Below are 21,675 nucleotides of genomic sequence, written 5' to 3'. Positions count from 1 at the left end.
GATCTAGGCCGGCACGGCGACGGTATCGAGCAGGCGACCGATCACGGCCTCGGGCGTCAGCCCATCCGCCACGGCGTCGTACGAAAGGTGCAGGCGGTGGCGCAGCACCGGCAAGGCCACGGCGCGCACATCGTCGGGCGTGCTGAAGGCGGCGCCGCTCAGCCAGGCATGCGCGCGCGCGGCGCGATCCAGGGCGATGGCGCCGCGCGGACTGGCGCCGATCTGGAGCCAGCGCCCCAGGTCCGCGTCGTAGTCGGCCGGCCGGCGCGTGGCATTGACCAGGTCCACGATGTACTCGTCGACCGCGGGCGCGACCTGCACCGCCGCCACCTCATCGCGACAGGAGAACAGGGCTTCCTGAGACAAGGGCGCCGCCGCGCGCGTGCCGTCGGCCGCGGCCGGATGGCGCAACAGCGCCAGCATGGCGGCCTCGTCGGCGGCGGCCGGGTAGTCCAGCCGGATCTTCATCAGGAAGCGGTCCATCTGCGCTTCCGGCAGGGGATAGGTGCCTTCCTGCTCGATCGGGTTCTGGGTGGCCACCACCATGAACAGCGCCGGCATCGGGCGCGTGGTGCCGCCCACCGTGACCTGCCTTTCCTCCATGGCCTCCAGCAGCGCCGACTGCACCTTGGCCGGGGCGCGGTTGATTTCGTCGGCCAGGATGATGTTGCCGAACAGCGGTCCCTGCTGGAACTGGATGCGATGGCCGCCCGCGCCATCGGCTTGCAGCACGTCGGCGCCGGTGATGTCCGAAGGCAGCAGGTCCGGCGTGAACTGGATGCGGCTCATGCGCGCGTCCAGGTTGGAGGCCAGTGCCCGCACCGTGCGGGTCTTGGCCAGGCCCGGCAGGCTTTCCAGCAGGATATGGCCGTCGGCCAGCAGGCCGACCACGATCATCCGGACGACCGCGTCCTGGCCCAGCACCTGTTGATTGATGGCGCTTTCGAGCGCGAGAATGGCATCGCGTTGACTCATGAAGACAAGCCCCTCCCCAAGTGGTGGCTTCATTCATGCGGGCGCACGCCGCGGACGGCGCGGCGGCGCGGCAGTTCGACTGCGTGTTATTTCAACGTTGCGCCAGGGCGTCCTGGCGGGCGCGCGCGACCTTCCATTGTTCCGGCGTCATCACCGTGCGAAAGCCCAGGTGCGACATGCCGTTCATGGGATCGTTGCCGCGCCTGGCGCTGGCGCGATAGCTGATGCAATAGGTGTCGCTGCACAGGAACGATCCGCCGCGCACCACCCGTTTGGGCGCATTGCGCGGCACGTTGCCGTCGTCCGGATCGAAGCTGTCTTTCGGCCCGGCAGGGTCCAGCGGCGGCCGGCGGTATTGCGATTGGGTCAGGAAGGCATCCGCGCGATACCAGTCCGCGGTCCACTGCCAGACGTTGCCCGCCATGTCGTAGAGGCCGTAGCCATTGGGCGGAAAGCTCGCCACCGGCGTGGTGCCGACCTGCACCTTTTCATCGGTCACCACCGGGAAGGGCTGGCGTTGCTGCGTATCCCAGATGTTGGCCATGGCCTGGCCGCGCGGGGCGAGTTCGTCGCCCCAGATATAGGTGGCCTGCTCCAGTCCGCCGCGCGCCGCGAATTCCCATTCGGCTTCGGTGGGGAGCCGTTTGCCCGCCCAGGCGGCGTAGGCCTGGGCGTCTTCGTAGGAGACCTGCACGACCGGATGGTCGTCCTTGCCTTCGATGCTGCTGGCGGGCCCCTGCGGGTGCCGCCAATTCGCGCCCGCCACGAAGCGCCACCAGCGGCTGTAGTCGCGCAGCGAGACTTCCTGTTCGGTGCCGGTGAAGACCATGGCGCCGGGCACTAGGGCGGCATCGATGGGGCGGGGCGTGCCGGGCGGCAATTGCACCGCCAGGTCTTCCCAGCGGGGTTTGCGTTCGGCGGTGGTGAGGTAGCCGGTGGCGTCGACGAAGCGGCGGAATTCGGCGTTGGTGACGTCGTGGGCGTCCATCCAGAAACCCGTCAGGCGCACCCGATGCGCGGGCCGCTCGTTCGGTTGCGACATGCGGTGGTCGTTGCCCATCAGGAATTCCCCGGCGGGAATCCAGGCCATGCCTTGCGGGCCGTTCTTGCCGTCGCCCATTCTGGCGACACCCTGCTGTGACGGGGCGGGGGTGGACGTGCTGGCGACGTAGCCGCCCAGCGCGGTGGCCGCGGCGATGATGGACGCGACCGTCAAACCGATCTTCAATTGCTGTTTCACGTGACCTCTCCGAATTGCTGCCAAAACGGACTGCCAAGCCTTGCAGCTGGCGGGACACCACAAACCTGCCTGATCGTACTGACTGAACCGATTATCGAATTAATGCGAATATTACATAAATGAGGATACAAAGCTAATACGACTGATCAGCGCCGGCATAGCGCATTATCGAAACAACATGTAATCAGGGTGGCTGTTGCGGCGCGGAATATCGCCAACGGTAAACCGCGGCGGTCCGCAAGGCGAAAACATCTGGCGCTGTCGCACGCCCGGGATATTCGCAAAAATGTTGATATCGCCGGGCGGATCGGTTAATAACTGAAAACCTCGCCACGAGAAACCAGGGCGCGGCGCGGAAATAATGCGGATTATTCTCCGTGCGCGTTCGCCCTGGCCGCAGTTTGCAGGTTGTCATTGGCCTCTTTCCAGGGTGATCGATGAAACACGCTGCACCGCCTTCCCGAAGTCACGTGCCATTCATGGCGCGGCAAGGCCCGCGCATCGGCCCGCCGCCGCATCGACGAGCATTGCCGCCACGCTCCGCGACCGCGCCATCCGCCGGCCGCCCCAGGCACGAAACACATCCGGTTGGATTCAAGGCGCATGACTACGCACAGGTGACGGCATGGACTATTCCCTGATTCTGTTTTTCCTGGCGCTGGCGTTCTTCCTGCTGCTGTTGCTGGCCATGAATATCGGCAGGCGGCTCGGCCGGGGCGGCGACGAGAAGAGCCGCGCGGGATCGGCGGCCGTCGAGGCCTCGGTGTTCGCGCTGCTCGGGCTGTTGATCGCCTTCACCTTTTCCGGCGCAGCGCAGCGCATGGCGGAGCGCCGCAACCTCCTGGTGCTGGAGGTCAACGCCATCGGCACGGCCTGGCTGCGGATCGACCTGCTTGCCGCGCCCGCGCAACCCGCGCTGCGTGACGCGTTCCGCCGCTATGTCGACGAGCGCATCAACTACTACCGACATGTGGCCGACCTCGAGGCGCGCGAGGCGATCGCCGCCAAGGTGGCGGGCTTGCAGAAGCAGATCTGGCAGGGCTCGATCCAGGCCGCCAACGACAGCGTGCCGCCGTTTGCCGCGTCGTACATCAACGCGGTCAACGAGATGTTCGACGTCGCCACCACGCAATCGGTCGCGCAGAAGGTGCATCCGCCCATCATGGCCTACCTGTTCCTGGGGCTGCTGGCGCTGGTCAGCGCCGCACTCGTCGGCATGAACCTGGCCGTCGCCAACCGTTCGGGCTGGATGCACCAGGTGGTCTATGCGCTGGTCATGACCGCCGCCCTCTACATCATCATCGATTTCGAATTCCCGCGGATAGGCACCATCCGCATCGACCAGAGCGACGCGCTGCTGCTGTCGCAGCGGCAGGCCATGGTGGACCCATAGCGCGCGCCGACGCGCGCTGTCTCCCACGCATTTTCCTTCTCATGGCGAGGATCCGGATCGTGGCGGCATCGAGGTTGCGGTGGCGGCGGTCGCAATGGTGGCTGGCGGGGCTGCTGGCCTGTGCCGCGCCGCCGTTGGCCGGCGCGCAGGGCCTGCGGCTGACGCACGATGATCTGCAAAAGCGTGCCAACGGCGTGCTGGCGCTGATGTCGTTTTCGATCGTGCCCGACATCACCACCAGTTCGCTGAAAATCGGCAGTGGCGGCGGTTCGACCGCGGGTTCCAACGACTTCTTCATGACCCAGCTGGGCGGGGGCGACACGATTTCCCAATCGGTGCCGATCTACCTGGAAGGCGTGCTGGCCGCGAGCCGCTACGATCCGACCTTCGTCGCCACGCAGGGCGCCGAAACCCGCCGGATCCCGACGCGCTGGAACAGCATTTCGGCAACCGGCGGGATCGGCTGGGATTTCAAGCTCGCCGACGAACTCAAGCTGCGCCCCATCTTCAACTTCGCGCTGGGCAATGTATCGAGCGACCTGCGCGCGGCCAGCTGGTACGTGGGCCGCCAGACCGGTCGCGATATCGATTTCCTGGACAAGGGATCGCTCAACGCCTATGGCCTGGGCGGGTCCCTGATGCTCGACTACGAGCACTATCGCCCGGGCTATGAAGTCGACGTGGAACTGCGCTATTCCGATATCCGCCTGCAAAGCTTCGACAGCTCGGCCGCCGTCAAGGGCCGCGCCACCGCGCAGTCGGCCAACCTGTGGGCCCGCTACCGCGCGCCCACCGGGCTCACGGCGCTGCAGCGGCCGGTGCGCTATGTGCTGGAACTGACTCATTCGGAATTCCTGGGCGACCAGCGCGGCATTCTGGGGTTCGACCGGCTGACCTCGCTGGGCGCCGGGCTGGAGTTGGACTCCAGCGCCTACGACGTCTTCATCACCCGCACCCGGTTGGTGGGCCGCTATGTGTTCGGCACCAATGTGCGCGGCTTTTCGGTGGGGCTGGCCGTCAGTTTTTGAAGTTGGCCGGGCGCGAGGGCCGGGACGTTATTCGTCGGCGGAACGTGCCGTATGCAAAACGCGCAGCGCGTCAGCCACCTCCTCCAGCACCGGCTGCCACGCATGCGGAGCCGGTTGGCGGAACAGGCGTATTGACGGATACCAGGGACTGTCGCGGCGCTCCCGCAGCCAGCGCCAGTCGGACGCGAAGGGCAATAGCGCCCAGGCCGGGCAGCCCAGCGCGCCAGCCAGGTGGAGCGGCGATGAGTCCACCGACACCAGCACATCCAGCTGGGTCAGAATGGCCGCGGTGTCGTCGAAGTCGCGGATATCCTGGCTCAACGGCACCATGCTCAGGCCCGGCGGGGGCGAGGCCGCCTGGGCCGACGCCTCGCCCAGTTGCAGGCCGACGAAGGTGACGCCGGCCTGCGCCAGCGGGGCCAGATCGGCCAGGGCCAGGGAACGCTGGGCGTCGCGCGGATGGGTCGGCCGGCCGGCCCAGACCAGGCCGACCAGGGGGCGCGGCAAGTCAGCCAGCCGCGCGCGCCAGAGAGCCACACAGGCCGGGTCGGCGCGCAGGTAGCCAGTGCGCACGGGCAGGTCGTCAAGCCGCAAGCCCAGCGCCAGCGGCAGGCTCATCAGTTCGCAGTGCGAATCGAACGGCGGCGGCGGCGAGCCAGTGACGATGACTTCATCAATCCCGTCGCCGCGCCGCGCCAATGCGTGGCACGGCTCCTTGACCTCCAGGACGATGCGGGCGCCGCTGCGCGCGCGGGCCAGCGCCACCAATTGCAGGAATTGGAAGGTATCGCCGTAGCCTTGCTCGTCATGCAGCAGCAGCGTCTGGCCGGCAATGGGGCGGCCGTCCCAGCGCGGCTTTTGCACGTGGCGGGCCAGCGCCGCCGTGTGCGCCAGGTGATAGCGGTAGCGGTATTCGCGCCAGCCGGCATCGAAATCTCCTTCCGTCAGCAGCACCTCCGCCAGCTCGAAACGCGACCCCGCGTCGCCCGGCTCCGCGCGCAGCACGCGCTCCAGGGCGTCGCGCGCTTCCCGCAGTTTTCCCTGCGGCCGCAGGGCCTGGACCAGCAGGCGCAGCAGCGCGACATGATGCCCCGCCTGCGTCAGCGCGTCGCGCAACAACGTTTCGGCCTGGGCGTGTTGGCCCTCGCGGAGCAACGCCTCGGCCTCGCGCAGCGTGTGTTCGTCGTGCGGTGGGGGCTGCTTCGAATGTGTGCCCGGAACCCCCTGTAGCGGGGACTGCCGTGGCCGCGCGCGTTCCAGCGCGGCCAGATTCAGGTGCGCCTGCGGCAGCAGCGGATCGATCTCGATGGCGCGCCGGATGGCGGCCAGGGCGGCGTCGTGCCGGCCGTCGTCGCCCAACGCCACCGCCATGTTGCTCAAGGCCTGCGCGTAGTCCGGGTCCAATTCCAGGGCGCGGCGGTAATGCGCCAGCGCCTGCGGGTTGTCGCCCAGGCGCTTGCAGGTGTTGCCCAGGTTGTTGTGGGCCTGCGGGCTGTCGGGCAGCAGCGCGGCCACGCGCTGCAGGCAATCGAGGCTGGCGGCCAGCTGGCCTGCCTCCTGCAGGATGATGCCCAGGTTGTTCCAGCCCTCGGCCAGCCCCGGGTCGGCGGCCACCGCGCGCCGGGCGGCCGCCTCGGCTTCGTCGAGCCGTCCCTGCTGGCGGCACACTTCCGCCAGATTGCTGCAATAGGCGGCCGGCGCCGCGGGCGGCTGGCAGGCCGCGCGCAGGTGCGCCAGCGCCAGCGCTGGATGGCCGTACGCATGCGCGATCAGGCCAAGCAAATGCCGCGCGTCGGGCTGGTCCGGAACCGCGTCCAGCACGCGCAGGCAAAGGTCTTCGGCTTGCGCGGCCTGACCGGCGTTCCAGTGCGTGCGGGCCAGGGCGATGGCCTCGCGGACGGTCAACGGCGGGGCGGCGCGGTCGGCGGTCGGGCCCAAGAAGGTCGCTCCTTGTAAATCGGCATTGGCGGCAAAAGTGTGATTATCTTCGCGGTGGGCAGGAATTGACCAGTGATTGCGCCTTTTCTTTTCGCTTCAGCCGCCGTGGCGCCGGCTATATTGTGCGCAAATATTCCACCCGTTGGCCGAAAAGGCCGCTCGTCCCGTCGTGGATGCGCCGCGCTGTCGCATGCGTCCGCACCACGTTCACAGTGCACCGGGATGACGCCGGCCATCGCAAATACAAGGGCCCCCGCTGTGAACCACATCTACCGTCTGGTATGGAACCGCCGCCTGCGCGTCTGGCAAGCGGCCTCGGAATTGGCATCGCAATCGCGCGCGGGCAAGAGCTCGCCAGGCGCCGTTCTGCCTTTCCTGCCGCGCCGCCATGCGCTGGGCGCCGCGCTGGCGCTTGCCCTTGCCGGGGCGGGAGGGGCGGCCCAGGCGGACTGTATCCGCGTCGGCGTTCTCGTCCAATGCGCCTCGCCGGCCAATCCTGCCGCGCCGTCCTATACGGATCCATCCAATAACCTGAGCGTCACCGTGACCGACGGGGGATCGTTGGGCGTCAAACTGTCCACCGGCGGCACCGCGCTGAACCTGGCCGGCAGCAACGTGACCGTGGAGAACTACGGCACGATCGACCCCAACCTGCTTGGCGTGAATTCACTCGGATCGACCGGCATATTCGTCGGCAACGCTTCGGCCGGCGTCACGCGGGTGATCAACGCGAAGGCGGGGAAGATCGCCGGCGTCACCCCCGGCGTCGGCGGCGGCTCCAGCCTGCCATCGCTCCTCGGCATGGCCCTGGTCGTGCACAATGGCAGCGGCGGGACGAGCTACCTCACCAATGCCGGCATGATAAGCGGCAGCGATGTGGACGGCACTGTCTCGGCGGCGGCGGACAAGGCCGTCATTGCCGCTTACGGCGGCGCGAAGGTGGAATTCCTCAACGAGCCCACCGGCACCATCGTTGGCCGCGTCGCGTTCGAAGCGGCCGGCGCTCCGGGCGTGGGACACAGTTTCACCAATGCCGGGACCATCGTCGGCGGTGTGTCGCTGGGCCAGGGCGGCAACAACACGTTCACCGCCGTCTCCGGTTCCATCGTGTTTCGCGGCGGGGGATCGTCGTCAGCTGATCTGCCGGTGACCGGCCATGACGGCCTCGCGTTCGCGCCTGCCGGCAGGGTCGATGGCGGCGCGGGCGGGGGTAACACGCTGGTGCTGCAGAACGCGCTGCCGTCCACTGGCACCGGCAGCGGCACGGGAGGGGCGGTCACCGCCATCTCGGGGCTGACCTACGTCAACTTCCAGAACCTGCGTATCAACAGCGGTTCCTGGATATTGCAGGACTCGCCCCTGGTCTCCGGCGGCAGCGTGACGCTGAACGGCGGCCTGGCGACGTTGCAGCACGGCGCCATGCTAGGACTCGGCCCGATCAGCGCGAATGGGGGCGCGATTGCCGCCGCCGGTGTGCCGGGAACGTTGAGCATGTCGAATGACTTCGTGCTGGGCCCTGGCGGGCTGACGGTCACCGGCGCCAACGGCATGACGCTGTCCGGCACGCTGTCCGGCGCGGGGAGTCTGAGCCTGACTGGCAGCGGCACCGTCATCCTCACCGGCGCCGGTAACCATGCCGGTGGCACTTTCGTGCAAGCCGGCACCCTGCAGATAGGCAACGGCGCTAACTCGGGCAGCCTGGCCGGCGACGCGGACATCGCGGCGGGCGCGGCGCTGGTCTTCAATCGCAGCGATACGGTCCGCTTCGACGGGATACTGCGCGGCGCCGGCCAGGTGCGCCAGGCCGGCGCCGGCACCCTGGTGCTGGCCGGCGAGAACGCCTTCGCGGGCACCACGGTGGTCGACGCGGGCACGCTGCAAGTGGGCGATGGCGGCAATCGCGGCTCGTTGCGCGGCAATATCGTCAACAACGCCAACCTGCGGTTCGATCGCGCGGACGACTCCGCCTACGGTGGCGCGATTTCCGGCGCGGGCGCAACGACGAAGCTGGGAGCCGGGACGCTCGCGCTCACCGGCGACAGCAGCGCCTACACGGGCGCCACGCAGGTGGCGGCCGGCACGTTGCAGGTGGACGGCAAGCTTGGCGGCCAGGTGCTTGCCGCGAGCGGGTCGACGCTGTCCGGCTCCGGAACGCTGGGCGCGGTGACCATCGCATCCGGCGCCACCCTGGCCCCGGGCAGCGCCAACCTTCCCACGGGCCGCATGAACGTGCAGGGGGACCTGACCTTCCAACCGGGCTCCGTCTTTCGCGTCGCCACCACCCCCCATGGCATGGCCAGCAGTGTGCGGGTGGCCGGCAGCGCCAGCCTGGCCGGCTCGGTCGTGCACATCGGCCAGAACGGCAACTATGCGCCTTCCACCACCTATACCATCCTGACCGCGGACAATGGCGTGCTGGGACGCTTCGACAGTGTCTCGAGCAACCTGGCGTTCCTGACGCCGTCGCTGGCCTACGACAGTCAGCGCGTCGATCTGGTGGTGAGCCTCAAGCAGGTTCCGTCCGATGACGGCGGCTCGCGCCCGATCCAGTTTGTCGACGCGGCGGCCAGCGGTAACCAGCGCGCGGTGGCGCGGGCCCTGCAGAGCCTGGCGCCGGAGAGCGCGTTGTACCGGCACGTGTTGAACCTGCCGGACGGCATGCCCGCCCAGGCCTTCAATGCGCTCTCGGGCGAGGCCCATGCCAGCGCGATGTCGATCCTGCAGGGCGCCACCGGCGCCATGGCGCAGATGCCGCTGTCGCGGCTGCGCGCGAACCTGGGCGCGGGCTGGGCGCCGGGCGCGCCGACGGCGCAGCTGGGCAGGGGCGATGCCGCGTCGCTGCCGCAATCGAATGCGCAACCGCTCTGGACCCAGGTGTTCGGCAATTGGACCACCCTGGGCGGCGACGGCAACGCCGCCCGTACCACGCAGACTGACTCGGGCATGATCCTCGGCGGCGACGTGGCGGTCGGCGCGCAATGGCGCCTGGGCGGCGCGCTGGGCTACACCAACAGCCGCAGCCGCACCAGCGACCGGGCCTCCAGCGCCGACGTCGACAGCTACAGCGTCACGCTGTATGGCGGCCGGGCCTTCGAGGCCGGCGCGGGCCGCATCAACCTCAGCCTGGGCGCCGCCTATACCTGGCACGATGTCGACACCCGCCGCAGCACCGCCGCCGCCGGCCTGGACCAGACGCTCAAGGCCGGCTATGGCGCCAGCACCGGCCAGGTCTTCGGTGAACTCGGTTATGCCGTGCCGTTGAATGACCGGGTCACGCTCGAGCCATTCGTCGGCGCCAACTTCAGCGACCTGCGTACCCGCGGCTTTTCCGAAGCCGGCGGCGACGCGGCGCTGCGCGGCGAGAGCGGCCGCAGTCGCATCACGACCACCACACTGGGCCTGCACGCGCGCAGCGATTTCGAAAGCGCCGGCGCGCGCGGCGCGGTGCAGGGCACGCTGGGATGGCGGCATGCTTTCGGTGATCGCAACCCGCTCAGCACGATGTCCTTCGTCCAGGGCGGGGACGCGTTTTCGGTAACGGGGGCGCCGGTGGCGCAAGACGCCGTCGTGGTCGAACTCGGCGTGGGCATCGACGTCAGCAAGCGCACCACGGTAAGCGCACTGTATGGCGGGCAGTTCGGCGATGGCAACCGGCAGAACAGCGGCACGCTGGAAGTGAAATACCGCTACTGACTCCGGCAGCGTCCCGCGCGGCGCGAGCCCGGATTGTGAAAACGCCGCGCCACGGCAGTGCCGCGGCGCGGCGCATCGTTTACGCCACCGTCACCGGAATCTGCCGCGGCTGCGCTTCGCGCACACGCGGCACGCGCAGCGTCAGGACCCCTTGCTTGAGGTTGGCGCTGATCGCGTCCTTGTCGAATTCCGGCCCCAGCCGGAACGAGCGGCGAAACAGCGGCTCGCGCAGTTCGCTGTGGATCAGGCGCAGTTCCTGCGGCACCGGCACGGCGGCTTCGCCTTCGATGACGAGCACGTCGGATTCGACCTTGATGTTCAGGCGTTCCTTGGTGACGCCGGGCAGGTCGGCCAGCACCGTGACGCCGGTGGTGTCCTCGAAAATGTCCACGGCGGGCAGGGTGGCGGGGCGCCGCTGCGCGGCGCGGCCTTCTTGTTCGACAACGAGTTCGTTACGCGTATTCATGATGCTATCTCCTGAATAGTGCGATGGGCGGGCGTTACTGCACCGGGATGAGACGCGGCTTGGACGACTCCTTCTTCTTGATGGAGACCAGCAGGCAGCCGTCGACATAGCGCGCCTGCACGTTGTCCGCGTCGACGTCGGCCGGCAGTTCGATGGCGCGGGTGAATGAACCGTCGGCGCGTTCACGCGCGTAGTAGCGCGCGTTCTCGGGCAGCGCCTGCGCTTCGCGCGTGCCGCTGATCGTCAGCAGGCCTTTCTCGATGGACACTTTCAGGGTGTCCGGATCGATGCCGGGGATGAATGCCACCACGACCGCGGCCTCATCCGACACGCCGATATTGACCGGCGGGAAATGTCCGCGCGGCAGGGCGCGCAGGGTGGCGGGCAGGCCCGCGCCGCGCAGGATGCGGTCCATCTGTTCCTGGACCGCGTCGAAGAAGGACTCGACACCGGTGTCGGTGAATGGGTAGTTCGCCATGATTACCTCCCAAGATGGTTGGACAGGATCGGGGCCGCTTCATGCGTCGCAATCGCCAGCCGCTCGACCGCTTCAACAGAGATATGAGTGCGGTCCGCGCGGATTCAAGACCCGCCATTTTTGATTCGTGAAATCGTGTGGCGCAAGCGCATAGACAGCATCGAACGGCGGCTCGCGAGGACGCGGGGACGACGGTTTTTTCGCGCCGCGCACGCAAAAAAAAGGCACCGCGCCAGTGGCGCGATGCCTTCACGCTGCTCCGGTCCGAGAGGGGTCAGAAGTCCATGGCTTCGGCCGGCGCCGCCTGCGGCTTGGGCTCTTCGGCGGCCTGCGCGACGGTGGCGTCCGTCGTCAGGATCAGGCCCGCGATCGAAGCGGCATTCTGCAGCGCGGTGCGCGTGACCTTGGTCGGGTCGACCACGCCGATTTCCACCAGATCGCCGTACTCGCCGGTGGCCGCGTTGTAGCCATGGTTGCCCTTGGCGTCCGCCACCTTGGCCACCACCACCGACGGTTCCTCGCCGGCGTTGGCCACGATGGCGCGCAGCGGCGCCTCCAGGGCGCGGCGCACGATGCGGATGCCGGCGTCCTGGTCGGCATTGGCGCCCTTGAGGTCCTGGATGGCCGCGCGGGCGCGCAGCAATGCCACGCCGCCGCCGGGCACGATGCCTTCCTCGACGGCCGCGCGGGTCGCATGCAGGGCATCGTCGACGCGGTCCTTCTTCTCCTTCATCTCGACTTCCGTGGCGGCGCCGACCTTGATGACGGCCACGCCGCCAGCCAGCTTGGCCACGCGTTCCTGCAGCTTCTCGCGGTCGTAGTCGCTGGTGGCGTCTTCGATCTGCTTGCGCAGCGTCTTGACGCGGGCGTCGATGGCTTCCTGCTTGCCGGCGCCGTCGATGATGATGGTGTCTTCCTTGCGCACCTCGATGCGCTTGGCGCTGCCCAGGTCCTGCAGCGTGGCCTTCTCGAGCTGCTTGCCGGTCTCTTCCGAAATGACCGTGGCGCCGGTGAGGATGGCGATGTCCTCCAGCATGGCCTTGCGCCGGTCGCCGAAGCCCGGCGCCTTGACCGCGGTGACCTTGAGCACGCCGCGCATGGCGTTGACCACCAGCGTGGCGAGCGCTTCGCCTTCGACATCCTCGGCCACGATCAGCAGCGGTTTGCCCGCCTTGGCGGCGCCTTCCAGCACCGGCAGCAGTTCACGCACGTTGGAGATCTTCTTGTCGTACAGCAGCACCAGCGGGTCGTCGAGCTGGGCCACCTGCTTCTCGGGATCGGTGATGAAGTAGGGGCTCAGGTAGCCGCGATCGAACTGCATGCCCTCGACGATATCGAGCTCGTTGTCCAGCGACTTGCCGTCCTCGACGGTGATCACGCCTTCGCGCCCGACCTTGTCCATCGCGTCGGCGATGATCTTGCCGATGGCTTCATCCGCGTTGGCCGACAGCGCCGCCACCTGCGCCGTTTCCTTGCTGGTGGAAATTGGCTTGGAAAGCTTGCGCAAGGCCTCCACCACGGCCGACACGGCCTGGTCGATGCCGCGCTTCAGGTCCATCGGATTCATGCCGGAGGCCACGTACTTCATGCCTTCCTGCACGATGGCCTGCGCCAGCACGGTGGCGGTGGTGGTGCCGTCGCCGGCCACATCGGCGGTCTTGGAGGCGACCTGCTTGACGATCTGCGCGCCCATGTTCTCGAACTTGTCCTTCAGTTCGATCTCCTTGGCGACCGAGACCCCGTCCTTGGTGATGGTGGGCGCGCCGAAGCTGCGTTCCAGCAGCACGTTGCGGCCCTTGGGGCCGAGCGTCACCTTGACGGCATCGGCCAGGATGTTGACGCCCTTGACCACGCGGGCGCGGGCGTTATCGTGGAATTTGACGTCTTTGGCACTCATTTCTTGCTCCTCGATTTGCGATGGCCGGGCCTCAGGCGGCCTTCTTCAATTGCTTGTCCTGCGGCGTGAGCACGGCGAAGATGTCGTCTTCGCGCATGACCAGCAGCTCCTCGCCGTCGACCTTCACGGTCTGGCCGGCATACTTGCCGAAAAGCACGTGGTCGCCCACCTTGAGTTCCGGCTCGCGCAGCGAGCCATCGGCGTTGCGCTTGCCCTGGCCGACGGCGAGTACTTCGCCTTGCTCGGGCTTTTCGGCGGCGGAGTCCGGGATGACGATGCCGGATGCGGTCTTGCGCTGTTGTTCGATTCGCTTGACGATAATCCGGTCATAGAGGGGACGGATCTTCATGACTCTATCTCCTGAAGTCTTGATCATCAAAAAGTGAATACCGGCGCGTTGCGCGCCGCACGGCGGCGCCACGCATCGGGCATCCACGATCGGGATGCGCAAAAAATCTATGGGCGGGCCACAGACGCTTCAAGAGTCAAAAATGCATCAAAATGAAACTTAAAGAATCAGAAAATCCTTGCCTCGTCCCAGCCGGTAAAGCACCTTGCGGCGCAGTTCGCGACCGTCCGGTTGCAGCGGCACCGGGCAGGGCAGGGTGCGTCCGCCGTCGGCGTCCAACGTATCGTCGTCGCCGTCCAGCTGGCGCCACAGGCCGCCCTTGCGTGGCCTGAACAGCCAGCGCACGTAGCCCTTGCGCGCCGCCAGTTCAAGCAGGTCTTGCTGATCCGGCGCTTCCACCACGACGGTGTCGTCCGATGGCGGCAGGTCGGAATAATCGGCGAAGGCGCGGTGGCCGGCCACGGCTTCCGAGGCTGGCGCGTTCAGGCGCCACCACGGCGGGCGCGCCACGCGCTCGACATCCCAGGCGCCGAGCGCCCATCCGGCGTCGATGATCGCGCGGTCCAGCACGGCAAAATCGTGCCAGCGCAGATTGAGCTGGACCGCCGACCCGGCGACGGAGCGCAGTCCGCCGTCCGCCGTGCCATCACGGTGAAAGCCATGCCAGTGCAGCGTGAGAATGAGCGGCGTGTCGGCCTTGCGGATGGCGCTGGCCGTCACGGCATACAGCGGCATGCGCAGGGCCGCGGTGTGCGAAGCGATCGTCTCGATGATATCCATGCGTGCGACTCCAACGACAGGCCTGCGTGGCAGGCCATGGCAACGATTTCGCTGGAGCAAATTTATCGCTTCGGGCGGGGATGCTCAAGATCGCGGCGGACACCGTCGGACGAACATGCCGGAAGCGCGCGGGTGATTGATCTTTCAATAACTACTAAAAGTAGGCTACTATTCGTATATAGAAACTCTGTACGGAAGATCCGCATGCACGCGCTTATCGTTGTCGCACATCCCGACCCCGCATCCCTGACCCACGCCATCGCCGCCCAGCTCGCGCAGGGCGTTGTCGCCCGCGGCCCGGAACATTCCTTCGAGATCGCGGATCTGGCCGCGGAAGGGTTCGATCCGAGGTTCACCCAGGCCGATGCGGCCCTGCATCTGAAGCAGGCCGCGCCGTCGCCGGACGTCGTCGCCGAGCAGGCGCGGATCGACCGCGCGGATGCATTGGTGTTGGTCTATCCGGTTTACTGGTGGTCGTTCCCCGGCCTGTTGAAAGGCTGGATCGACCGCGTGTTCACCAACGGCTGGGCCTATGACGCCAGCGCGGACGGCAAGCTGGTCAAGAAACTGCAGCGCCTGCCGGTGCATCTGGTTGCCAGTGGCGGCGCCGATATGCGAACCTACGGCAGGCATGGCTACTTCGGCGCCATGAAAACGCAGATCGACCACGGCATCTTCGGCTACTGCGGCGCGCGCGTCGCGACATCGGAATTGCTGCTGCCTTCGGATGCCGGCTTTCCGGCTTCCCATCTCGACGCGGCGCACGCCATCGGTCAGCGGATTTTTGCCGTGCAATCCTGATCGATACCCGAGAATACAGATGTCCGCCGTTCCCGCTCCCGCTTCCCCGCCACGCCGCCGCCTGTCGAAAGACGAGCGCTCGCGCCAGCTGATGGAGGTTTCCTGGAAACTGGTCAGCGAGGAAGGCACCGACGCCTTGACCCTGGGACGCCTGGCCGAAGCGGCCGGCGTCTCCAAGCCGGTGGTCTATGACCACTTCGGCACACGCAATGGCCTGCTGGCCGCCTTGTACCAGGACTTCGACGCGCGCCAGACGGCGATCATCGATGACGCCATTGCCGCCAGCAAGCCGAGCCTGAAGGACAAGGCCGGCGTCATCGCCGAGCGGTACGTCGCATGCGTGTCGACGCAGGGGCGCGAGATTCCCGGAGTGCTGGCGGCGCTGGACGGCTCGCCGGAACTGGCGGCCGTGAAACGGCAGTACCAGTATGCCTTCATCGAAAAATGCCGGCGGCTGTTTGCGCCCTTCGCCGGGCCGCAAGGCATTGCCACGGCCAGCCTGTGGGCCATGCTGGGCGCGGCCGACGCGCTGTCGACCGCGGCCGTCGCCGGTGAAATTTCCGAGGCGCAGGCGTGCGACGAACTCCGCAAGACCATCCTGGATATGGTCAAGCGAAACAAGTGACGCGCGGCGCGGCCAGCGCCGCGCGAATGAGGCCCGTCAGTACAATACCGGCCTGCCCGAAAAAGGAGTTTTCATGGACGTCGCACTCGGCGCAAGAATGGGAGGGCCGGAGGTCGGCTCGCGGTTCCTGCCCGCCGTCGTCGCGTACCGGCCCAGGCTGAAAGCCGCATTGGCGCCGGTCGTGGTGCCTGGCGCCGCCACGCTGGATATCGAGCTATTCGTGGGCGGCAGCATCAGCGACTACGCCGAGTCGGGGTTCAGCGCCGTGGCGAAGTACTCGGGCAAGAAAGTGGCCCTTACGGTTGCCATCCAGGTCCCGCGCCACGACGCGATGGCAGTGGCCGACGCGGACGCGAATGCGGCGGTGGCCAGTTGGGTGGTTCGCGGGCTCGAATCCATGAAACGCTCCGCCAGCGCCGGCGCGCTGGATCTGACCGGGGTGCTGGCGGCGCTCAAGCGCGCGTAAGCGCCGGCCGGCCGCCTCGGTCCGATTGCTGGCTCGGCGGCGCGCGGTCGCGTTATGTCCGTCGGACACAGCGGGAAGGCACAGAGATGGCTCGGGTATAGTGGGCCCACCTCAATTTCCGGCCGTGCCCGCCCCATGCCATCGTCCCTCTTCCGTCCTCGTCTCCCTTCCCTTGGCGCCCTGGCGCTGGCCCTCCTGGCGCTGCCGGGGGCGCAGGCCGACGCTGCCCAGCGCACCGTCTACAAGGGCACGCTGCAAGGCGCCGGCGAGGTGGTGCTGGAACTGGATGATGCGGCCGGCGCCAACGGGGTCGTGAGCGGGCGCTATTTCTACCCGAAGAGCGGCGTCGACATTCCCCTGCGCGGCGCGGGCGACGTCCTGTACGAGCCCAAGCCGCACCCGGCGCGGCCTCCGGCTTCGGACACGGCCGAGATCGACGCGCCCGACCGCGCCGCCAGCTGGCAAGGCACGCGCGACGAGAAGGGCTATCGCGGGCAGTGGACCGACACCCGCACCGGCAAGCAACGCCGCTTCGACCTGCAGCGCGTGGCCGGCTACGACACCGCGCAACTCGAACGCGACCGCGCCAAGGCGCGCGCCACGCAGGCCGACCTGGGCGACATCGACCTCAAGGCGGGCATCGACGCCACCCGCGCGCCCTATGAAACACTGAAGCTGGCCGGCCACGCCAAGCCGGTGGGCAAGGACGTCGGCGCGGGCGCGGTGGCCTACCGCATGTGGCAAGATCCGCGCACCGGGTTTGCCTATCCACGGCTCAGCCGTCATCCCGATCCGCAGGTCATGCGGCGCGTCAATGACCTGCTGGAACAACGCCACTGGCGCAAGAGCCTGGGCGCGCTGGAATGCATGGCCTCTGCCTACACCAGCACGAATCCCGGCGCGGGCACGCTGGGCGGGTTCGACGAAGAGAACATCAACGTCACCTGGCTGTCGCGCGCGCTGCTGACCGTGACCGAAGCGGGCAGCCTGGATTGCGGCGGGGCGCATCCCGCCAACCATTTCGAGCCATACACCTTCGACTTGCTGCGCGGCGAATACCTCGATTGGAACCGCGTCTTCGACGCCTACGCGCCGGGCAAGCGCAGCTTCGGCCGCGATCCCAGCGCGGCACTGCTGGGGCTGGTGGAACAGGTGGTCAAGGCCGGCCCGCCCGAGGACCGCGCCGAGCAGCATCCCAACCTGGAAGACTGCGCCGACCTCTGGCCGCAATACCTGGCCCTGGGCGCCTCTTCGCCGGGGGCATTGAGCCTGTCGGTGTCCGGCGTGGGACACGCCTCGGGCGCCTGCCTGGGCACGCACGGCAGCGTGCCGTTCAAGGCACTGCAACCCTACCTGAAGCCGGGCGGACAGGCGTATCTGGTGACTGACTGAGCGGGCGGGGGGGCGGCTTCTGCGGCGGACAAGCGCTAGGCGATGACGCCTGCCAATGACGCGTCAATCTTCCTTCAACAACGCCAACACGTTCTGCGCCAGCTGGTTGGCCTGGGTCAACGCCACCTTGCTGGCCTGCTGCAGGATCTGCTGGCGGGTCAGGTTGGAGGTCTCCACCGCGTAGTCCGCGTCCTCGATGCGGCTGCGGGCCTGGCTGAGGATGCCGGCGGTGTGGTTGAGGTTGGTGATGACCGAACCCAGGCGGTTCTGCATCGCGCCCAGTTCGCCGCGCAGGCTGTCCACCTGGCCCAGGGCGTTGTTCACCCGCTTCATGGGCGCGACCTTGAGGTTGACGGTGGGCGGCGCATCCTTCGGCTTGAATTCCACGACGCCGGTGGACGAGATGCTGATGTCGTAGAAATTGCCGTCGCTGCCGCTGATGACGTAGTCGCCGTTGGCGTTGCCGCTGGCGTCGGTCAGGTAATGCACCTTGCTGTCCTGGTCGAACAGGGGACGGCCGTCGTCCGTGAGCGGCACCGGCGCCAGGCTCTGCAGGAAATCGAACAATCTGATGGGCGTGTCTTTCTTGACGCCATCGGCGGTGGGCGGGGCGACGGGGGCCACGGCGGGCGGCGTGGGGGCCACGGGTAGCGTGGCCGGCGGCGTGACGGGAAGAGTGATCGTGCCGCCTGGCAGGTAGGCCGTGCCAGCGGCTATCGCCGCGCGTTCCGCCGCGCTGACTGTCGTCAGGTCCAGAACGGGCAAGGTCGTGACGTCGATATCGAAAACGCCTCCAGTGGGGGCGGGCACGGGCGTGAGCCGGTAATTGACGGTGACGCCGGTGGTGGGGAAATCGTGCGTCTGCGCGTTGTAGTAGGTCGCCCCATTGAAGTCGTACCGGACCAGAAAGGCCTGGAACATCGTGAGTGTCGTGGAGCCCGACCGGATGTTCACGGTGGCGGTGGTGGTGGTCGGTGGCGCTATCGCGGGTGGTGGCGCGACGGCCGGCGGCGGGGCGGCTGGCGCGGGCGCGGGCGCGGGTTCAGTGTCGATCACCGTCTTGTCCACCGCGCCACCCAGCCGCGGATCATGCACCACGTCGATCCGGTCCAGGTTCAGGGTCTTGGTATTGACGAGCCGGGTGTTGATGTCGAGGGTGTCGCCATCATGCGCGCCGATCTGCAAGGGAATGCTGGCGTCCTCGGCCAGCACGTTGAGATTGTTGAATCGCGTCTGGTGGGAAATGCGTTCGATCTCGCCCAGCTGCTGGTCGATCTCGGCCTGGATGGCGCGCAGGTCTTCGAGCGAGTTGCTGCCGTTCTGCGATTGCACCGCCAGTTCGCGGATGCGTTGCAGGCTCTGGTCCATCTGACCGAGCGCGCCTTCGATGGTCTGCGTCAGCGAGATGCCGTCGCTGGCGTTGCGTGCGGCCTGGTGCTGGCCGCGGATCTGGGCGGTGAAGTGGTGGGCGATGGCTTCGCCGGCGGCGTCGTCCGCCGCGTGGTTGATGCGCAGGCCGGACGACAGGCGTTCCGTGGCCACCGCCTGCGCGGATTCCGATTTGCCCAGGTTGGTACGCGCCCGTAGCGACGGGGCCTGGTTTCGGATCGAGGGCATGAGGTTCTCCAATGCAAGGTTGCGACAGGGCCATGCCGCGGCAGCAGCGGGCACGGTGCGCATGTTGTTGCGAACGGGATGACGTGGGTCGATTCGCGCCGTCGTCGTGTCCCCCGGGGACGGCGCCACGCGCGACGGATCAACGCGATGACCGGGATGGGGTTGATGATGGCACGCGGCCAGCTTGCGGTGACCCGCCACGGGCCGCCAGGACGCGGGTTGGCTTATCCAATCTGGAATAGATCATTCCGAAAATGCTAAGCCAATCATCCGCCGGGCGTCTCGCTGCGAAGACAAATCCCGGATCGGTCCGACGCGGCGGGGCCAGCGGTCAGGACGCGTTGGATTGCGCTTCCGTTGTCAGCCAGCGCTTGATGTCGTCCACGATCTGCCCGGCATCGGCGCGGGCGTAAAGGCTGAACCGACCACCGGTTTCGTGGAACCCGAGGGGCGCGGCCAGCCGGCCCGCGCGGATGTCGGCCTGCGCCAGTTCCCTGGGCGCCATGCCGATGCCCAGGCCGGCCGCCGCGGCTTCGAGCATGTGGCCGAGCTGGTCGAACTGGCGCCTGGGTTGGCGCGTGTCGAGCGTCAGGCCGCGGGCCTGCGCCCAGTGTTCCCAGATGGCGGGGCGCGAGGCGGTGTGCAGCAGGGGCGCGCCCGCCACGTCGGCGGGCTGGCGGATGCGCCGGGCAAGATCGGGCGTGCAGACCGGGCCGATGGCCTCCCGGAACAAGGGCAGCGCCTCAATAGCCGGCGACTGGTGCGCGTCGGCCACGATCAGCACGTCGACCACGCGCCGCTCCAGCAGGCCAATGTCCGTGGCGGTTTGCAGCCGGACCTGGACGTCGGGATGGTCGCGCTCGAAATGCTCCAGCCTGGGGATGATCCAGTTCGACAACAGGCTCGCCGGCGCGCCGATCACCACCTCTGGCGACGCCGATCGGCCGAGCAGTTCGGCCAGGCGTTGTTCCAGCATGTCGAAGGCCGGCAGGCTGGCGCGGTGCAGGTCCTGGCCCGCCGCGGTAAGCCGCACGCCCTCCGAGTGACGGTCGAACAGCTTGCGGCCCAGCCAGGTTTCGAGCTGCCGGATCTGCTGGCTGACCGCGCTGTGCGACACGCCCAATTCCTGCGCCGCCAGCGACAGGTTCAGGTGCCGGGCGGCGCTGTCGAAAAAGCGCAGCGAGTTCATCGAGGGCAGGTTACGCATGCTGTCGATATTAGAAAATCTGACACCGGTGCGCAAGAAATCTATGATTTATTCCGCCAATTTCCCTGGATACCATGGTGCCCATGTTCCCGAAGGGCTGAAGCCATGTCTTTTACCTTACATCCAGAATTTCCCGACGCGTCGGGGCAGTTCGGCGGCTACGGCGGCCGCTACATGCCCGAGACGCTGGCGCCGGCGCTGGACTCGCTTGAACGCACCTATCGCGCCGTCCGGGCGGAACCCGGGTTCTGGGCCGAGTACCGCGCCATGCTGGCGGACTACGTGGGCCGCCCGAGCCCGCTGCTGTATGCCGCGGCGATCAGCGACGAGCTGGGCGGCGCCCGCCTGTTCCTCAAACGCGAAGACCTGAACCACACGGGCGCCCACAAGATCAACAATTGCCTGGGTCAGGCGCTGCTGGCGCGGCGCATGGGCAAGCGCCGCATCATCGCCGAGACCGGCGCGGGGCAGCACGGGGTCGCCACGGCCACGGTGTGCGCGTTGTACGGCCTGGAATGCGTGGTCTACATGGGCGCCGTCGACGTGGCGCGCCAATCGTCCAACGTGGCGCGCATGAAGATGCTGGGCGCCCAGGTGCGTCCGGTGCGGGACGGCAGCGCCACCTTGAAGGACGCGATGAATGCCGCCATCCGCGACTGGATCGCCCATCCGGACGACACCTACTACCTGCTGGGGACCGGCGCCGGCCCCCATCCCTATCCCTGGCTTGTGCGCGAATTGCAGAAGGTGATCGGCGAGGAAACGCGGGCGCAGATCATCGAGAAGACGGGGCGGCTGCCGGACGCGATGGTGGCCTGCGTCGGCGGGGGCTCCAACGCCATCGGCTTTTTCCATCCGTTCCTGAACGATGCCGGCGTGCGGCTGTTCGGGGTCGAGGCGGGCGGACGCGGCACCGAGACCGCCGAGCACGCGGCCAGCATCGGCGAGGGGGCGCCCGGCGTCCTGCATGGCTGCCGCAGCTATTTCCTGCAGGATGCGGATGGCCAGATCCGGAATGCCCACTCGATTTCGGCGGGCCTGGATTATCCGGGCGTTGGCCCCGAACACGCGTTGCTGCACGATACCGGGCGCGTCATCTACGAGTCGATCACCGATGCCGAGGCGGTCGACGCATTCGTCTGGCTGACGCGGCGGCAGGGCATCATCCCCGCGCTGGAAAGCGCGCACGCCCTGGCCTACGCCCGCAAGCTCGCGCCGCGCATGGCGCGCGACCAGACGCTGGTGGTGTGCCTGAGCGGGCGCGGCGACAAGGATATGGATTCGGTGCTGCAATTCACGGGGGAAGCGCGATGAACCGGCTTGAACGAAC

18 protein-coding genes are annotated in these 21,675 nt (G+C 67.7%); 8 read left to right on the top strand and 10 right to left on the bottom strand.

All coding sequences use genetic code 11. The features are described from left to right. Window positions 1-3: 3 nt before the first annotated feature. Together ACVN9Z_RS24750 and ACVN9Z_RS24745 are read right to left on the bottom strand one after the other, a co-directional pair. Entirely contained in the window at window positions 4-975 is a 972-nt protein-coding gene (locus ACVN9Z_RS24750; protein WP_346507494.1) for an AAA family ATPase, read from the bottom strand. Window positions 976-1,066: 91 nt separating this feature from the next. Beyond that, window positions 1,067-2,215: a formylglycine-generating enzyme family protein gene (locus tag ACVN9Z_RS24745; protein WP_006386594.1), complete on the bottom strand. Its 1,149-nt coding sequence runs from the start codon at window positions 2,213-2,215 to the stop codon at window positions 1,067-1,069. Between the two features lie 625 nt (window positions 2,216-2,840). Here ACVN9Z_RS24745 and ACVN9Z_RS24740 point away from each other — a divergent pair. Next, entirely contained in the window at window positions 2,841-3,608 is a 768-nt protein-coding gene (locus tag ACVN9Z_RS24740) for a bestrophin-like domain (RefSeq protein ID WP_006386593.1), read from the top strand. A gap of 41 nt (window positions 3,609-3,649) precedes the next feature. Beyond that, entirely contained in the window at window positions 3,650-4,636 is a 987-nt protein-coding gene (locus tag ACVN9Z_RS24735) for a hypothetical protein (protein WP_458212774.1), read from the top strand. A gap of 27 nt (window positions 4,637-4,663) precedes the next feature. Here the strand turns inward: ACVN9Z_RS24735 and ACVN9Z_RS24730 are convergent, their stop codons facing one another. Beyond that, on the bottom strand, window positions 4,664-6,574 hold the full coding sequence (locus tag ACVN9Z_RS24730; RefSeq protein WP_448685173.1) for a tetratricopeptide repeat protein: 1,911 nt from the start codon (window positions 6,572-6,574) through the stop codon (window positions 4,664-4,666). Window positions 6,575-6,832: 258 nt separating this feature from the next. Between ACVN9Z_RS24730 and ACVN9Z_RS24725 the strand changes: the two genes are divergently transcribed. After that, entirely contained in the window at window positions 6,833-10,267 is a 3,435-nt protein-coding gene (locus ACVN9Z_RS24725) for an autotransporter domain-containing protein (RefSeq protein ID WP_458212773.1), read from the top strand. Between the two features lie 79 nt (window positions 10,268-10,346). Here the strand turns inward: ACVN9Z_RS24725 and ACVN9Z_RS24720 are convergent, their stop codons facing one another. The 5 genes from ACVN9Z_RS24720 to ACVN9Z_RS24700 form a co-directional block, all read right to left on the bottom strand. Then, on the bottom strand, window positions 10,347-10,733 hold the full coding sequence (locus ACVN9Z_RS24720; protein WP_047991142.1) for an Hsp20/alpha crystallin family protein: 387 nt from the start codon (window positions 10,731-10,733) through the stop codon (window positions 10,347-10,349). A gap of 34 nt (window positions 10,734-10,767) precedes the next feature. Then, a complete protein-coding gene (locus tag ACVN9Z_RS24715; RefSeq protein WP_020928274.1) occupies window positions 10,768-11,211 on the bottom strand; it encodes an Hsp20/alpha crystallin family protein in 444 nt (147 codons plus the stop codon). Window positions 11,212-11,485: 274 nt separating this feature from the next. Continuing rightward, a complete protein-coding gene (groL, locus tag ACVN9Z_RS24710) occupies window positions 11,486-13,108 on the bottom strand; it encodes a chaperonin GroEL (protein WP_448685169.1) in 1,623 nt (540 codons plus the stop codon). Between the two features lie 31 nt (window positions 13,109-13,139). Continuing rightward, window positions 13,140-13,457 carry a co-chaperone GroES gene (locus ACVN9Z_RS24705; protein ID WP_006386586.1) on the bottom strand — a complete coding sequence of 106 codons (318 nt, stop codon included), beginning with the start codon at window positions 13,455-13,457 and terminating at the stop codon, window positions 13,140-13,142. Window positions 13,458-13,616: 159 nt separating this feature from the next. Next, window positions 13,617-14,237, bottom strand: a complete 621-nt coding sequence (locus ACVN9Z_RS24700) for a hypothetical protein (RefSeq protein ID WP_006386585.1) — start codon at window positions 14,235-14,237, stop codon at window positions 13,617-13,619. Between the two features lie 204 nt (window positions 14,238-14,441). On the opposite strand from ACVN9Z_RS24700, the gene ACVN9Z_RS24695 reads away from it, so the two are divergent. From ACVN9Z_RS24695 to ACVN9Z_RS24680, 4 genes are all read left to right on the top strand, one after another. Continuing rightward, window positions 14,442-15,038: an NAD(P)H-dependent oxidoreductase gene (locus ACVN9Z_RS24695; RefSeq protein ID WP_058664749.1), complete on the top strand. Its 597-nt coding sequence runs from the start codon at window positions 14,442-14,444 to the stop codon at window positions 15,036-15,038. Window positions 15,039-15,057: 19 nt separating this feature from the next. After that, window positions 15,058-15,663, top strand: coding sequence for a TetR/AcrR family transcriptional regulator (locus ACVN9Z_RS24690; RefSeq protein WP_006386583.1), 606 nt, complete (start codon window positions 15,058-15,060; stop codon window positions 15,661-15,663). 73 nt (window positions 15,664-15,736) lie between these two features. Further along, window positions 15,737-16,129 (top strand): hypothetical protein, encoded by a 393-nt coding sequence (locus tag ACVN9Z_RS24685; protein ID WP_127913728.1) that lies wholly within the window; start codon window positions 15,737-15,739, stop codon window positions 16,127-16,129. 135 nt (window positions 16,130-16,264) lie between these two features. Continuing rightward, window positions 16,265-17,521, top strand: a complete 1,257-nt coding sequence (locus ACVN9Z_RS24680) for a hypothetical protein (RefSeq protein WP_070781364.1) — start codon at window positions 16,265-16,267, stop codon at window positions 17,519-17,521. 63 nt (window positions 17,522-17,584) lie between these two features. On the opposite strand, the gene ACVN9Z_RS24675 is transcribed toward ACVN9Z_RS24680, so the two are convergent. Next, window positions 17,585-19,138: a flagellin N-terminal helical domain-containing protein gene (locus ACVN9Z_RS24675; RefSeq protein WP_458212772.1), complete on the bottom strand. Its 1,554-nt coding sequence runs from the start codon at window positions 19,136-19,138 to the stop codon at window positions 17,585-17,587. Window positions 19,139-19,469: 331 nt separating this feature from the next. Further along, window positions 19,470-20,345 (bottom strand): LysR substrate-binding domain-containing protein, encoded by an 876-nt coding sequence (locus tag ACVN9Z_RS24670; RefSeq protein WP_458212771.1) that lies wholly within the window; start codon window positions 20,343-20,345, stop codon window positions 19,470-19,472. Window positions 20,346-20,450: 105 nt separating this feature from the next. On the opposite strand from ACVN9Z_RS24670, the gene trpB reads away from it, so the two are divergent. After that, window positions 20,451-21,659, top strand: coding sequence for a tryptophan synthase subunit beta (gene trpB / locus ACVN9Z_RS24665; protein ID WP_026384386.1), 1,209 nt, complete (start codon window positions 20,451-20,453; stop codon window positions 21,657-21,659). The last annotated feature ends 16 nt before the right edge of the window (window positions 21,660-21,675 follow it).

The organism is Achromobacter sp. KK8, from assembly GCF_054188005.1.
This window is presented reverse-complemented; position numbering and strand designations above follow the sequence as displayed.